Source organism: Cryomorpha ignava, assembly GCF_010686655.1.
GTDB classification, from domain to species: domain Bacteria; phylum Bacteroidota; class Bacteroidia; order Flavobacteriales_D; family Cryomorphaceae; genus Cryomorpha; species Cryomorpha ignava.
Genome location: NZ_JAAGVY010000034.1, coordinates 26,682 through 40,087, shown reverse-complemented (window position 1 = coordinate 40,087; position 13,406 = coordinate 26,682). Strand labels below are relative to the sequence as shown.

The window sequence follows — 13,406 nt, the reverse complement described above, 5'->3', positions numbered from 1 at the left end:
TTAGGCGGTATCGCTGAGCATATATCCCATGCCGATTCTCGTTTTGATGAGCTTTACTGCGTGATCTCTATCGATTTTTTTTCGGAGAATATTTACGTAAACATCTACTACATTTGTTCCGGTATCGAAAGTAATTTCCCATACTTTTTCTGCTATCTCTGCTCTTGATACCACCTTATCGCGGTTGCGCATTAAAAATTCCAGAAATAAGAATTCCTTTGTAGTGAGATCGATAATGATTCCGCCGCGACGAGCAACTTTTTTCATTAAGTCAAGCTCCAGATCAGCTACTACCAGCTTGTTTGAACCGCCATGATCGCCATTGCTTCGCTTGAGTAAAGCCCTAATCCGCGCCAGAAGTTCTTTAAAATCGAACGGTTTAATTAAGTAATCATCTGCTCCTTCTTCAAACCCTGTAAGTTTATCATCCATTGTGCCCAGTGCAGATAGCATTAAGACCGGAACATGAGATTTTTCCTGTTTTATTTGTTTGCAAAGCTGTAAACCATTGATGTAGGGTAAAATTACATCCAGGATTATCAAGTCGAAATCTTCTTGTAAGGCCTTTCTTTTTCCCATTTGTCCATCGTAAACCACCTCTACTTCATAACCCTGTTCATCAAGGCCTTTCTGTAAAAAAGCAGCCACCTTGGGCTCATCCTCAACTATAAGTATTCGCATGAAATGGCATTTGTTAGCATATTGAAACTAATTTGACAAAATCATTTTTTTCGGAAGGATTGGCCGAATCCATTTTATATAAAAATTGGACGTCTATTAAAACCGAAAATAGAATGTTATAAATGTATATTCTTTTATCGATTCTCTGGGATTTAAGCATTGCACATTTTTATAACGCCAAGATAATTCTCTTAATGGCCAGCTTGATCGTTTTGCCAGGTCTGTAGTACGATCTACCCAAAAATATCAACAAACTTATAAGTCTCTTTTAATCGCACACCTTTCTCTGTGTGTTCTACAAGAGCGCACTCATTGTCAATATCGTGTTCCAGAAAAATAATATGTTCCTTATCGGCAGCGGCATTTAAAAAAATCTCTTTATCTTTTAATGTCTCAAGCGGGCGCACATCGTAACCCATTACATAAGGCATGGGAATATGACTCGCCGACGGCATAAGGTCTGCTGCAAAAATCAAGGTTCTTCCTTTATAGTCTATGTACGGAATCATCTGACTTTCAGTGTGCCCATCAACAAAAAACGTTTTAAAGCCCGGGAAAATTTCATCTTTATTCCATCGGCCGACGCGTTCTATAAAGTTGAGCTGTCCCGATTCTTGAATGGGAAGAATATTTTCTTTCAGAAACGATGCTTTTTCACGATCATTTGGATTCACCGCCCAGTCCCAGTGCAGTTTATTGCTCCAGTATTTAGCGTTTTTAAAAGTGGGTTCGTACCGTTCTTTTTCCTTATTGTAAACTACCGCACCACCACAATGATCGAAGTGCAGATGGGTTAGAAATACATCGGTAATATCGTCAAGGCCAAAACCAAGCGCCTCGATGGATTTTTTTAGCGTAGCATCTCCAAAAAGGTAATAATAGCTAAAGAATTTCTCGCTCTGCTTGTTGCCCATGCCCGTGTCAATAAGTATCAATCTGTCACCATCTTCTATAAGCATGCACCGCATAGACCAGCTGCACATATTATTATCATCGGCCGGCTTTGAGCGCGACCACAGAGATTTGGGCACAACGCCAAACATAGCGCCGCCGTCCAATTTAAAATTTCCGGTTTCTATGGGATATATTTTCATTGCTAAATTCAGTTTTTGCTAAAGTAACAATACGCTGTTAAAAAACGAATGAAATTAGAAAGCTTAACTATCCATTTCGTAAGTAAGTTCAACGAATGAAAATACACTTCATAGCCATTGGCGGAAGCGCCATGCATAATCTTGCTATTGCCTTGAGCCGCAAGGGTATTACTGTAACCGGCAGCGACGATGAAATTTTTGAACCTTCAAAATCGCGGCTGTCAAAACAGGGAATTCTGCCCGAAAACACTGGTTGGAATCCTGCTCGTATTACTTCAGACTTAGATGCGATAGTGCTGGGAATGCATGCACGTGCAGACAATCCGGAGCTTGCGCGTGCTCGCGAAATGGGAATTGAAATATTCTCATATCCCGAATATGTTTATCGCCAAACCGAAAATAAAACGCGAGTGGTTATTGGCGGAAGCCACGGAAAAACGACCATTACCAGTATGTTGCTTCATGTGTTAAAGCAAGTTGAAAAAAATACAGACTACCTTGTGGGTGCTCAATTAGAGGGCTACGACTGCATGGTAAAACTGTCTAAAGATGCTGAAATAGCTGTAATAGAGGGTGATGAGTATCTTTCCTCGCCCATAGACCGCCGACCAAAATTTCATTTGTACAAACCGCATATTGCGCTCATTACCGGCATAGCCTGGGATCATATTAACGTTTTTCCAACATGGGAAAATTATGTGGAGCAGTTTGAGAAATTTATTGCTGTAATTGAACCAAATGGATATCTGATTTACTACAAAGGCGATGAAGTGCTTGCCAAACTTGCCCATGCTGCTCGTGCCGATATTAAATGCATTGGTTACGATACCCATCCACATAGAATTGAAAATGGCAAAACTATTCTGCTTACGCCTTCCGGCGAATACCCCCTCGAAGTATTTGGCGACCACAATCTTCAAAATATAAGCGGTGCGGCTGTAGTGCTCCGGCTGCTTCAACTAAGCGATAAAGATATTTTTACAGCACTTCAAAGTTTTTCGGGTGCATCAAAGCGACTCGAAAAAGTAGGGGAGAAGGGCGATTTTTTATTCTACAAAGATTTTGCTCATGCGCCGAGTAAACTAAAGGCTACAACATCTGCTTTAAAAATGCAGTATCCGGAAAAAGAGCTTATTGCCTGTATGGAATTGCACACATTTAGCAGTTTAAACAAGAAGTTCTTGCCGCTTTATAAGGGTGCCATGGAAAAAGCGGACAGGGCCCTGGTTTATTTCAGTCCTGAAGTGGTAGCGCATAAAAAGCTGGATGTCTTATCGGCAAATGATGTGAAAAATGCTTTCGGAACAGCCAATGTAGAGGTCTTTACAGATTCTGCGAAATTGCTGGAAACATTGCGCGTCATTTCCTGGAAAGGGAAAACTTTGCTAATGATGAGTAGTGGAAATTTTGACGGGATAGATTTTGCAGAATTAAATAAGGAAATAATTGCGGGACTTTAATTCTGCGCTATTGTTTATTCTTAAGAAAAAGCTGTTTAAGTATCGTGAAAAAAAGTGCATAAAAACCAGCTGATATAACAAAACCGATAAGCAAAAGCACAGAAAAATTACGAAGGGAAAAGAAATCTTCTACCTGTTGTTTTAATTTTCCGTATTCTGATGGATCTGCTGTTTCAAGAGCTCCTTGTAAAATTTCAGTTTGCTTTTCTACGAAATATGCTTTATCAATAAACGCGTAAAAGACGATAATAAATACGATCATTATAATGGCATAAACGGCCATAATGCGCATGGCTGTTGCAACTTCTTTAATAAATGGCGGAACAATCGGCCGGGGCCATATAGCGTAGATACACAGTGGTATAAGCCCGCCGACTGCAATAAACAGATAAACCATTTGAAACTCCGGCCAGTTAATATCCGCAAAATGAAAAGCGAGCCGCACAACTATTAAAAGCAGTGCGGCTCGTACTGGTATATTTAAATTGGGATGTTTTGACATGCCCTTATTGAATCAATATTTATCAATATTACCAAGTTTCTGAACCTAAAAGTTCGGTAGTCCATACGGACGCCCTTTGGTTGCAAGGCTGCTCGCAGAATTGAAAACCAAGGAGTCCCGCTAGGCGGTACGACTCTTTTCAATTCAAGAGCAACGCCGCTAACGGGCTTTTAGGACTGAAACGAATTATCCATTCATGGAAATAAGAAACTCCTCATTGCTATTGGTCTGCTCAATGCGACCTTTCAAGAATTCCATTGCTTCTACAGGATTCATATCTGCCATGTGCTTGCGCAAAATCCAAATACGTTGCAGCGCATCTTTTGAGAGAAGTAAATCTTCTTTTCGCGTACCCGAAGCGGTAATATCGATGGCCGGGAAAATACGGCGATTAGAGATTTTTCTGTCAAGTTGAAGTTCCATATTACCTGTTCCTTTAAACTCTTCGAAAATTACTTCGTCCATTTTAGAACCGGTATCTGTAAGGGCTGTAGCCAATATAGACAAGGAACCGCCATTCTCAATATTTCTGGCAGCACCAAAAAAGCGTTTTGGTTTGTGCAATGCATTTGCATCAACACCACCCGAAAGTACTTTTCCGGAGGCAGGAGAAACAGTATTATAAGCACGAGCCAGTCGCGTAATTGAGTCAAGAAGAATACAAACGTCGTGGCCACATTCTACCATTCGCTTGGCTTTCTCAAGCACAATATTGGCGATTTTTACGTGGCGATCTGCCGGCTCGTCAAATGTAGAAGCTACTACCTCGGCTTTTACCGAGCGCTTCATATCTGTAACCTCTTCAGGGCGCTCATCTATAAGCAGAATTATCAAATAAACCTCGGGGTGATTTGCAGCTATTGCATTTGCAACATCCTTAAGCAAAGTAGTTTTACCCGTTTTAGGTTGCGATACAATCAGTCCACGTTGGCCTTTACCAATTGGCGCAAAAAGATCGATTATGCGCGTACTTATATTTTTGTGGTTGCCGGCAAGATTTAACTTTTCCTGTGGAAAAAGTGGGGTAAGGTATTTAAATGGTACGCGATCTCTTACATAAGCAGGGCTGCGGCCATTTATCTCATCAACCTTGATAAGTGGGAAATATTTCTCACCTTCTTTTGGCGGACGAACGCATCCCACCACAGTATCTCCGGTTTTTAGCCCGAATAATTTTACCTGCGATTGAGAAACATAAACATCATCTGGCGAGTTGAGATAATTATAGTCTGAAGATCTCAAAAATCCATACCCATCAGGCATGATTTCCAAAACGCCTTCTGTTTCTACATGCCCATCGAAATCGTAAAAATCTTCTTTTTTCTGATTACTCTGGCGATCTCCGCGATTGTCGCTTCTGTTATCGTTACGAGAATCATTTCTATTGTCGTTTTTATTATCAGTCTTGTTTTCTGGCCGCGGATTTGGTTTTGGACGATTCTCGCTTTGTGATTCAGATTTTTGTCTGTTATCACTACGATTGTCGTTTTGAGCAGTATTTTCGCTTTGTGAGCGATTTTCGCTACGCGGGTTTGGGCGGTTTTCGCTTTGTGATTCAGATTTTTGCCTGCTGTCATTGCGGTTTTCGCCCTGCGGACGGGTATCGCTTTGCGAGCGATTATCGTTGCGCGGATTCGGCTTGTTATCTGCTCTTGGATTAGGTCTCGGACGATTTTCGCGTCTTTGATCTGCCGATTCTTCTGTTTTTTCAGCTGTAGGAGCCTTATTTTCGGAAGATTCTTTATTGTCTTTTTTAGCTTCAGGCTTTGCGTCATCTCTGCGCTTATTGACTGGGCGCGGATTGGGACGCTTAGGTCTTTCCGGTTTCCCTTCAGTCTTCGCCTCTGGGTCATCACCTTTTTGATCTCCATCTACCTTAGGCGCATCGGCCTCTGTAGCAGTAACTCTCACCGATCGTGGTGGTTTACTTTTTGGCCTGGCATCTGCCGGTTTTGTTGCTGATTTTGCAGGCGGATTAATGGCCTGCTCGTCCAGAATTTTATAAACCAATTCTTGCTTTTTAAGCGCTTCGGTTTTCTTAATGTTTAGGTCTTTGGCAATTGTGCGCAGATCTGCGACTTTTTTGCCTGTTAATTCAATGATATCGTACATCTACGAAATTAAAATGTTAAAATAATATGTATTAAAAAATGTGGATCTTTGGAAATTTGAGCCGACTTCGAAAAAAGCCCGGCCTTTGTAATAAGATTGTGCAATAATACAACATTTTGTTCTAAGTCTAATATTTTGTGTAAAAAAAAGTAACAAGACCCGGTTGATAAACCCATCTTATCGTTTGATTTGAATAATGATTGCGCTACCTTTTTTAGAAAATGGATCGTGAATGATTAGAATTAGAAATTCCAGCAGAACCGATCAGAGTATACGATCTATTCTTAAATTTGTGGGGAATCAGAAAACAATTTTCGCCCATGCCTGTAAATAAGTACGCCTTACTCCGCTACAGAATTATTGATCGTAAAATAGGATCTAAATACAATCCCTATCCCAATAAGGAGGATTTACGACAGGCTTGCGAAGACGAGCTTTATGGAAGCGATGAAGGTAAAATTTCGCTAAGCACCATCGAAAAAGATCTTTTTGCAATGCGCAATGAATCTAATCTGGGATATTATGCGCCCATCGTATTTCACAAGGCAAATAAGGGCTATTATTATTCTGATCCCGATTATTCAATTCAGGAAATGCCCCTCAACGATGACGATCTGGAAGCGATATCTTTTGCAGCCAATACCCTGTCGCAGTTTCGCGGACTCGATATGTTTAAATCTTCAGAGGCTGCCATCGACAAGATATTAGATAGATTTAATCTGAATCCAAAAAACAACGAAAGCGAGGTTACTTCTCACATTCAGTTTGAAACCGCTCAATCTTACAAAGGTGGGGCTTACCTTCCAGTAATCTTGAAGGCGATAAAGAGCAATAAGGTTATTAAATTTGAGTACCAAAAATTTTCGGGAGGCAAAAAGCAGCAATATCAGTTACATCCGTATCTCCTCAAAGAATACCGAAACCGTTGGTACGTAATTGGTTTTAACCCCGATAAAGATTCCGTTGTTGTTTTTGGATTAGATAGGGTTGCGGGATCTATTGAGCTAACCGATTTTGATTTCTCACGTCAGGCTGGTTTCAATCCTGCTCTTTATTTTGAACACAGTATTGGAATTACAGCTGTAAATGATGATCCGCAACGAATTCATTTGCGTTTTTCTCCCCTTTCGGGGAAATATATCGAATCGCAGCCGCTCCATCAATCCCAAAAGATTATTCGCAACGATGAAGTCGCACTTGAAGTGGAACTATTCCTCTGTGTTACCAAAGAACTAATAATGACTATTTTGAGTTATGGCACAGATGTGGAAGTAAAAGCTCCCGAATCTTTGCGAAAGCAGATTGGACAAAGTTTGAAAAATACTTTGAAGCTTTATTGAATAAATAGGCAATTGGCAATCAGCAGTAGGCAAGAATTTACAATTCGCTATACTCTTTACAATTTTCATTAAATTTGAGAAAAAGTTCAGGTAAAATTATTTGATCGCGAATTAAAATGATGCGGCTCTTAAAACTTTCTATAATCATACCGTTTATTGCTTTACAGATAATTGCAAATGGGCAGACAGTTGATAAGGATCCGCTTACAACAGAGGAGTTAAACGATCACGTAACGCTTTTACTCAAGAAAAAGAGAATTTATAAAAAGCTGCTGCGGCAAGATCAGCATGGAGACTCTGCGATATATGTGAAAGTAGATAGATCCCAAAACCTGATGCGTGACGAACCTTTCATCAATGATGGAGTAAAGTATTATTATTGGGATGTGGGAAATTAATTCTTTTTCAATATTACCTCTCCTTGGCTTGAGGTGTTGCAGATTTCGCACAACTACTATTTTACCCGATACACTTTTATTGCTAATAATCTATACATTGAAATGCATGTCGTGCATTTTGATATGAAAATTAGAAAAAGTATTCCACCAGTTATTAGTGGATTGAAAATCAGTAAGGTTAAAAGGCTATAATGTTAAGTGAGGTCAAATGTTCTGAAGCTGTTTTTTACTTGTGACTTTAAATCCTGAATACCTCACCGATCTAACAAAATGAGGCAGGTAATCTTTCGACAATTACTTACGGCTTGAAATTACCAAGCTCCAATCTAATCGCAACGCGATTTATTCGTGCATTAGTGGCAATTTTTTTTTCAGCCACGAATGCACGAATAAATAAACATTGAGATCTTTTATCACGGTTAATATCTCGGCTCTTTCTGACTCATCTCGACATCCCTCGATGACCGTCGCTCGATGACCAATTCAATGTCCATATCAGCAACTCCAATAACCAAAAACTAAAAACTAAAAACAAAAAAAAACCACAACGTAAATACATTACGTTCCCACCTCTGATCTTGCTCAAAAATTAAAACATTATGAGAGACATAGGTCAAAATTTCTACGAAGCGAAAGAGTATTATTTCAGCAAACTTTCGGTATCAAAAATTATTATCAATCCAAATGTGCGTGGCTATCCACCTCTGTTTATGGTATGTAGCGGCATATTTGGATCTAAAAAGGCGAGTTATGTGCTTGCGCTTAGCTTTTTGCAGGTCAACAAACTCTTAATGGGTTCGCTCAATAATTCGAACAGGCTTGATGTGGCTGCAAAACTCGCCGAGTTTCTGATTCCCAATGAACATTCAGGCGAAATATGCCTGCGCAAAACATTGGGAAGCGATTTGAAGATTGCAAATGTTGATTTAACCACTCGCGTGCATCGTTTCAATTCTGATGAGAGTTCCGAAGGTGAAGCACTCTACTATTTTCAACTCATTGAAATGGAATAATTTGAAGAATTATTTCACAACGTAAATACATTACGTTCTGCACCTCGACTTTAGCAGAATAAATAACACATAAAAATAAAAAAGCCATGAATAATTTAGCAGACGCAAGCCGATACATCAATTCTTTTCCTCGTCCAAACGGATTAAATACACACTCGTGGAGAGCGATAAAAAAGCTGGCGCTTTATGCCTGGGATTGCCATTTTTCCCAGCGACGCTTTGAGCACAGGATAAATTTTTTGTGCAAAGACTTTTACCTCATGATTCGCAATCCGGAAGGACAATTTATTGTTCCCGAGACATTTTCTTATGACACAGAGCTATGATTAAATCTGTGAGACCGTGAGAGGGGGCTTTTAACAAAAAGCCCCTTTTCTGTGTTTGTATGTTTGTAAAAAGTGAAAGTTATGAGCAAATCAAAGAAAACTGTAGTCATAGGAGCCAGTACCAACCCATCAAGATATGCCTACGTGGCTACCAACCGTCTTAAGCGAGCAGGACACGAAGTTGTACCTGTTGGATTGCGCACAGGAATGATCGATGACGTTGAGATTCTTAAAGATTTTCCTAAAATTGAGAACGTGGATACCGTAACCCTCTACGTTGGCCCAAAGCATCAGGACTACTGGAAAGATTATATTTTTTCCTTAAATCCGAAAAGAGTGATTTTTAACCCCGGTACCGAGAGTGAATTTGAAAAAGAACTGGAAGAAAAGGGAATTGAGGCTACTGAAGCTTGTACACTTGTTTTGCTAAGTATGGGTGATTATTGAATGTTGAACCATTCGGAGGATAATGGACATTTAGGGTTTTTCAAAAAGTGGAGATTAATGTTTCAAGCAAACATATTTCCCGTAGAATTTTAGATGGGCGGACAGAAACTCATTGATATTGAATTATATGACTGAAGTTCTATTCAGACCCCACCTTTCGGGCCTATTAACCTTGGTGTTCGCAAAAATTCACCGATTAAATAATGAAACCAAAAACCAATCACTAAAAACAAATCACTAAAAACCAATCACTAAAAACAAATCACTAATAACCAATCACCAACTACCCCTTATTCACCCACAAATCTCTCCAATAACTTCATTAATTGTTTTCCCGGCTTTCACCAAATCTTCATCACTCATATTTAGCGGCGGAGCAAGCCGAAAACTCTCGGGGCAGGAGAGAAAGTAAAAGGCAATAATTCCTTTTTCAAGACAGCGATCTACAATTTTATAGACGAGATCGGCTGAAGAAAATTCAACAGCAAACATCAACCCGATTCGTCTGATTTCAATAATGGCAGGGTGGGAGAGGCAAGATTCCAAAAGAGCACCTTTTTCTTCGCAGGTTTCTACCATATTCTCACCTTCTATGGCTTCTAAATTGCCAATTGCCGCCGCGCAACAGACCGGATGACCACCAAATGTGGTAATATGTCCCAATATTGGATCAGAAATTAGCGACTTCATAATTTCTTTGCTACTCACAAAAGCGCCCATTGCCATACCGCCGGCAATGCTTTTGGCGATGGTCAAGATATCTGGAACAATGCCAAAATGCTCAAAAGCAAAAAGTTTTCCGGTGCGGCCAAAACCCGCCTGAATTTCATCGAGAATGAGAAGCGCACCGGTATCATCGCATCGCTTGCGAAGTGCCTGCATGTATGAATGAGTCGGAATGCGCACGCCGGCATCGCCCTGAATGGTTTCAACAATTACACAGGCGGTATCAGAATCGATTATTTCCAGATCGGCCATTTCGTTAAAGCGCATAAAATAGACTTCGGGGAGCAAGGGACGAAAAGCGTATTTCTTCTTTTCATTTCCGGAAACACTTAGCGAACCATGTGTGCTGCCGTGATATGATTTGAGACAGGATACAATTTTCCGACGGCCGGTGTATCGCTTGGCGAGTTTTAAGGCGGCTTCATTGGCCTCTGTTCCGCTATTTACAAAATAGCTTACATCTAAACCGCTTGGTAGAATAGCATTTAGTTTTCTGGCCAGATTTACTTGTGGCGACTGAATAAATTCGCCGTAAGGCATAACGTGCAAATACTTTTTGAGCTGGGCTTCAATGGCTGCGATCACTTTAGGGTGGCGGTGCCCAACATTTGTTACAGCCAGTCCCGAAACCATATCGGCGTAAGCTTTTCCATCCACATCATAAATAAAACTTCCTTCAGCGTGCGATACTTCAATCGATACGGGAAAGGGGGTGGTTTGGGCTTGATATTTTAAGAAATCGTCTTTTGCGCTCATAAACCGCAAAGATAATCTGTGAAAATTAATTTGAACGCATATTTACCTAATCTCTTCTTTCTTTCAACACCTTAAGTAGCTCGCGCTTAAAATCGCGCTCTGCCTTATAAAAGGCTACAACTTTCGAAACCGGCAAAACGGTTTTAAAAAGTTCGTAATATTTTTCGTCCAGATCTATTTTGTGCCTGTCATTGGCAAATTCTTTTTTCATCTCTGCATCGAGTTCCTTATCGCTTAGTTTGGAATCTGATTGCAATCTATCAGATTGTCTCATTATTTCGCCCTTTCGCAGTTTTTGCAAGTCGGTGCGATAAGCATTGTACATAGGCCAAAATTCCTGTGCTTCCTGTGGAGTTAGATTGAGCTCTGAAGTTATAAATGCTACTTTTTGGGCTTCAATATCGGTACGGGCGGTTCGCTTATCTGGATTTTGACCCTGCGCCAAGGTGAGTTGAAAAAAGCTTAAAAGGGCAATAATCACTATGTTTAGTTTCATTATAATATAAGTTATCTCATTTCTATTAGAAGTTCCTCATTGTAATCTTCGCGAATCAAATAATCAATAATCTCTTCTTCATTCAGGTCTTCGGAAACAGCTGTTTTCGAAAATTCATTCTCTTCAAATGCACTATATAAATCAGATTCATCAATATATTCGTTTAATTCGCTAATTTCTGTGTCCGTATTAATTACAAGTTCGCTTCTTAGCGTCTGGTCAATATTATTTGAATTAAAAAAAGGAATCAAAGCAATAATTACAGCAATTCCAGCTGCAACAGCTAAATTTCTGAAGTTTACAAATTGTATAATCTTGGTTCGTCCTCGTGAATTTCTTCCGTCTTCCGCAATGATTTTATCTGTAATTTGATCCGTTAGACCATCAAAATATCCGGCTGGAGGCTCTGCATCCACTGCTATGCGTTTATCAAACAGCAAGGGAGAAAGCTCTTGTAAAAATTCGTTTTCGCTATTTTCTTCCTTCTTCATTCGGGTGCTTTGATGTTTTATTCTCAATTTGGTTTAATGTGTTTTAAGAAATACTTCAATCTTTTTTACGGCATGAAAATACGAAGCTTTCAAAGCGCCAACCGATGTGCCGGTTATTTCTGAAATTTCTTCATATTTAAGTTCCGAAAAATACTTCAAATCAAAAACCTGCCTTTGTTTATCTGGTAGTGTTTGAAGAGCAGCCCCAAGTTTTCGCTCTATGCTGTCTCCATCGGGTCCGTCAGTAGTAGCGGCAACATGGGTTTCTGCATCTACATTGCCGGAAGGCTTAGCCCTTTGTGCTCTAAGAAAACCCAAAGCCTCATTGCTTGCTATGCGATAAAGCCATGTGTAAAGTTTTGACTCTTCCTTAAAATCGCCAATAAACCGCCAGACTTTGATAAAAGTATTCTGGAGCACGTCATCGGCATCCTGATGATTGCCTACCATGCGACGTATATGATAATACAAGGGTTGCTGATACGTTTTTACCAAAAGATCAAAAGCCGCATTCCGCGATTTTTTGTCCTTTAGCCTTTTTATCAGTTCCTTTTCGCCGCTATACATGCATTTTACTTAAAAAACCGATAGGGCAACCCGCCGATTTTATTTTTTTCTACCCACTACTTTGCGAGCAGCTTTTATTACATCTTCGGTATCGATATTGTACTTCGTCATCAATTCTTCAGGGGTTCCGCTTTCGCCAAAGGTGTCGTTTACCGCTACCATTTCGAGTGGCGCCGGATTGTTTCTAACCAATACCTGCGATATAGCATCGCCCAATCCGCCATTCATCATGTGCTCTTCGGCAGTTACCACGCATCCGGTTTTCTTAACAGAGGCTAAGACTGCTGCAACATCTAAAGGTTTAATGGTGTGAATATTTATTACTTCGGCAGAGATTCCATCCTGTGCTAAAACTTTGGCAGCTTCCAGTGCTTTCCAAACCAAATGACCTGTGGCAAAGATGCTTACGTCTGCCCCTTCAATTAATTTAAGTGCTTTACCAATTTCAAATTTCTGATCGGCAGGCGTAAAGTTTGGAACTTTTGGGCGACCGAAACGCAAATATACCGGCCCTACGTGGTCGGCTATGGCAATTGTTGCCGCCTTGGTTTGATTGTAATCACAAGGATTGATCACAGTCATTCCCGGAAGCATTTTCATCATTCCTATGTCTTCCAAAATTTGGTGGGTAGCGCCATCTTCGCCAAGCGTAAGCCCGGCATGTGAAGCGCAAATTTTTACGTTCTTGTCCGAGTAGGCAATCGACTGTCTGATTTGATCGTAAACACGACCGGTAGAGAAGTTTGCGAAGGTGCCTGTAAATGGAATTTTGCCACCAATAGTAAGCCCGGCAGCAAGGCCCATCATATTGGCTTCACCAATTCCAACCTGAAAAAACCGATCTGGAAAAGCCTTTTGAAAATCTCCCATTTTTAGCGATCCGGTTAGGTCGGCACAAAGTGCAACCACATCTTTATTTGTCTTTCCTAATTCAGTTAAGCCATCGCCAAATCCGCTGCGCGTGTCTTTTATATTTTGAACTTCGTATTCTTTCATG

Annotated in this window: 15 protein-coding genes; 6 read left to right on the top strand and 9 right to left on the bottom strand. The window is 40.3% G+C overall.

Annotated elements, in window-relative coordinates; genetic code table 11:
- Both G3O08_RS15245 and G3O08_RS15240 read right to left on the bottom strand, forming a co-directional pair.
- Positions 1-681 (bottom strand): response regulator, encoded by a 681-nt coding sequence (locus G3O08_RS15245; RefSeq protein ID WP_163286252.1) that lies wholly within the window; start codon positions 679-681, stop codon positions 1-3.
- Positions 682-914: 233 nt separating this feature from the next.
- Entirely contained in the window at positions 915-1,775 is an 861-nt protein-coding gene (locus G3O08_RS15240) for an MBL fold metallo-hydrolase (protein ID WP_163286251.1), read from the bottom strand.
- A gap of 95 nt (positions 1,776-1,870) precedes the next feature.
- Between G3O08_RS15240 and G3O08_RS15235 the strand changes: the two genes are divergently transcribed.
- Positions 1,871-3,235, top strand: a complete 1,365-nt coding sequence (locus G3O08_RS15235; RefSeq protein ID WP_163286250.1) for a UDP-N-acetylmuramate--L-alanine ligase — start codon at positions 1,871-1,873, stop codon at positions 3,233-3,235.
- A gap of 7 nt (positions 3,236-3,242) precedes the next feature.
- On the opposite strand, the gene G3O08_RS15230 is transcribed toward G3O08_RS15235, so the two are convergent.
- On the bottom strand, positions 3,243-3,737 hold the full coding sequence (locus G3O08_RS15230; RefSeq protein ID WP_163286249.1) for a hypothetical protein: 495 nt from the start codon (positions 3,735-3,737) through the stop codon (positions 3,243-3,245).
- A gap of 186 nt (positions 3,738-3,923) precedes the next feature.
- Positions 3,924-5,849: a transcription termination factor Rho gene (rho, locus tag G3O08_RS15225; protein ID WP_163286248.1), complete on the bottom strand. Its 1,926-nt coding sequence runs from the start codon at positions 5,847-5,849 to the stop codon at positions 3,924-3,926.
- Positions 5,850-6,169: 320 nt separating this feature from the next.
- Here rho and G3O08_RS15220 point away from each other — a divergent pair, with 320 nt between their 5' ends.
- From G3O08_RS15220 to G3O08_RS15200, 5 genes are all read left to right on the top strand, one after another.
- Entirely contained in the window at positions 6,170-7,189 is a 1,020-nt protein-coding gene (locus tag G3O08_RS15220) for a helix-turn-helix transcriptional regulator (protein WP_163286247.1), read from the top strand.
- Between the two features lie 116 nt (positions 7,190-7,305).
- Positions 7,306-7,587, top strand: a complete 282-nt coding sequence (locus G3O08_RS15215) for a hypothetical protein (RefSeq protein ID WP_163286246.1) — start codon at positions 7,306-7,308, stop codon at positions 7,585-7,587.
- Positions 7,588-8,186: 599 nt separating this feature from the next.
- Positions 8,187-8,600: a hypothetical protein gene (locus G3O08_RS15210; RefSeq protein ID WP_163286245.1), complete on the top strand. Its 414-nt coding sequence runs from the start codon at positions 8,187-8,189 to the stop codon at positions 8,598-8,600.
- 86 nt (positions 8,601-8,686) lie between these two features.
- Positions 8,687-8,926 (top strand): hypothetical protein, encoded by a 240-nt coding sequence (locus tag G3O08_RS15205; RefSeq protein WP_163286244.1) that lies wholly within the window; start codon positions 8,687-8,689, stop codon positions 8,924-8,926.
- Positions 8,927-9,007: 81 nt separating this feature from the next.
- Complete coding sequence (locus G3O08_RS15200) at positions 9,008-9,373, top strand: CoA-binding protein (RefSeq protein ID WP_163286243.1); 366 nt, start codon at positions 9,008-9,010, stop codon at positions 9,371-9,373.
- Between the two features lie 294 nt (positions 9,374-9,667).
- On the opposite strand, the gene G3O08_RS15195 is transcribed toward G3O08_RS15200, so the two are convergent.
- The 5 genes from G3O08_RS15195 to G3O08_RS15175 are packed head-to-tail and all read right to left on the bottom strand — an operon-like array spanning position 9,668 to position 13,405.
- Positions 9,668-10,855: an aspartate aminotransferase family protein gene (locus G3O08_RS15195; protein WP_163286242.1), complete on the bottom strand. Its 1,188-nt coding sequence runs from the start codon at positions 10,853-10,855 to the stop codon at positions 9,668-9,670.
- A gap of 46 nt (positions 10,856-10,901) precedes the next feature.
- Positions 10,902-11,351: a hypothetical protein gene (locus G3O08_RS15190; protein ID WP_163286241.1), complete on the bottom strand. Its 450-nt coding sequence runs from the start codon at positions 11,349-11,351 to the stop codon at positions 10,902-10,904.
- Positions 11,352-11,362: 11 nt separating this feature from the next.
- On the bottom strand, positions 11,363-11,842 hold the full coding sequence (locus tag G3O08_RS15185; RefSeq protein ID WP_163286240.1) for a hypothetical protein: 480 nt from the start codon (positions 11,840-11,842) through the stop codon (positions 11,363-11,365).
- 33 nt (positions 11,843-11,875) lie between these two features.
- The gene (locus G3O08_RS15180; RefSeq protein ID WP_163286239.1) at positions 11,876-12,409 is read right to left on the bottom strand and encodes an RNA polymerase sigma factor; all 534 of its coding nucleotides are present in this window, start codon (positions 12,407-12,409) and stop codon (positions 11,876-11,878) included.
- 39 nt (positions 12,410-12,448) lie between these two features.
- On the bottom strand, positions 12,449-13,405 hold the full coding sequence (locus G3O08_RS15175) for a transketolase family protein (RefSeq protein ID WP_163286238.1): 957 nt from the start codon (positions 13,403-13,405) through the stop codon (positions 12,449-12,451).
- Position 13,406: the final 1 nt, after the last annotated feature.

What these genes read in the sequence shown, in the direction of transcription:
- G3O08_RS15180 (WP_163286239.1), bottom strand. Translation starts at nt 12,409, where the DNA reads ATGTATAGCGGCGAAAAGGAACTGATAAAAAGGCTAAAGGACAAAAAA.
- G3O08_RS15220 (WP_163286247.1), top strand. Translation starts at nt 6,170, where the DNA reads ATGCCTGTAAATAAGTACGCCTTACTCCGCTACAGAATTATTGATCGT.
- G3O08_RS15210 (WP_163286245.1), top strand. Translation starts at nt 8,187, where the DNA reads ATGAGAGACATAGGTCAAAATTTCTACGAAGCGAAAGAGTATTATTTC.
- G3O08_RS15240 (WP_163286251.1), bottom strand. Translation starts at nt 1,775, where the DNA reads ATGAAAATATATCCCATAGAAACCGGAAATTTTAAATTGGACGGCGGC.
- G3O08_RS15175 (WP_163286238.1), bottom strand. Translation starts at nt 13,405, where the DNA reads ATGAAAGAATACGAAGTTCAAAATATAAAAGACACGCGCAGCGGATTT.
- rho (WP_163286248.1), bottom strand. Translation starts at nt 5,849, where the DNA reads ATGTACGATATCATTGAATTAACAGGCAAAAAAGTCGCAGATCTGCGC.
- G3O08_RS15230 (WP_163286249.1), bottom strand. Translation starts at nt 3,737, where the DNA reads ATGTCAAAACATCCCAATTTAAATATACCAGTACGAGCCGCACTGCTT.
- G3O08_RS15185 (WP_163286240.1), bottom strand. Translation starts at nt 11,842, where the DNA reads ATGAAGAAGGAAGAAAATAGCGAAAACGAATTTTTACAAGAGCTTTCT.
- G3O08_RS15245 (WP_163286252.1), bottom strand. Translation starts at nt 681, where the DNA reads ATGCGAATACTTATAGTTGAGGATGAGCCCAAGGTGGCTGCTTTTTTA.
- G3O08_RS15200 (WP_163286243.1), top strand. Translation starts at nt 9,008, where the DNA reads ATGAGCAAATCAAAGAAAACTGTAGTCATAGGAGCCAGTACCAACCCA.
- G3O08_RS15235 (WP_163286250.1), top strand. Translation starts at nt 1,871, where the DNA reads ATGAAAATACACTTCATAGCCATTGGCGGAAGCGCCATGCATAATCTT.
- G3O08_RS15195 (WP_163286242.1), bottom strand. Translation starts at nt 10,855, where the DNA reads ATGAGCGCAAAAGACGATTTCTTAAAATATCAAGCCCAAACCACCCCC.
- G3O08_RS15205 (WP_163286244.1), top strand. Translation starts at nt 8,687, where the DNA reads ATGAATAATTTAGCAGACGCAAGCCGATACATCAATTCTTTTCCTCGT.
- G3O08_RS15190 (WP_163286241.1), bottom strand. Translation starts at nt 11,351, where the DNA reads ATGAAACTAAACATAGTGATTATTGCCCTTTTAAGCTTTTTTCAACTC.
- G3O08_RS15215 (WP_163286246.1), top strand. Translation starts at nt 7,306, where the DNA reads ATGATGCGGCTCTTAAAACTTTCTATAATCATACCGTTTATTGCTTTA.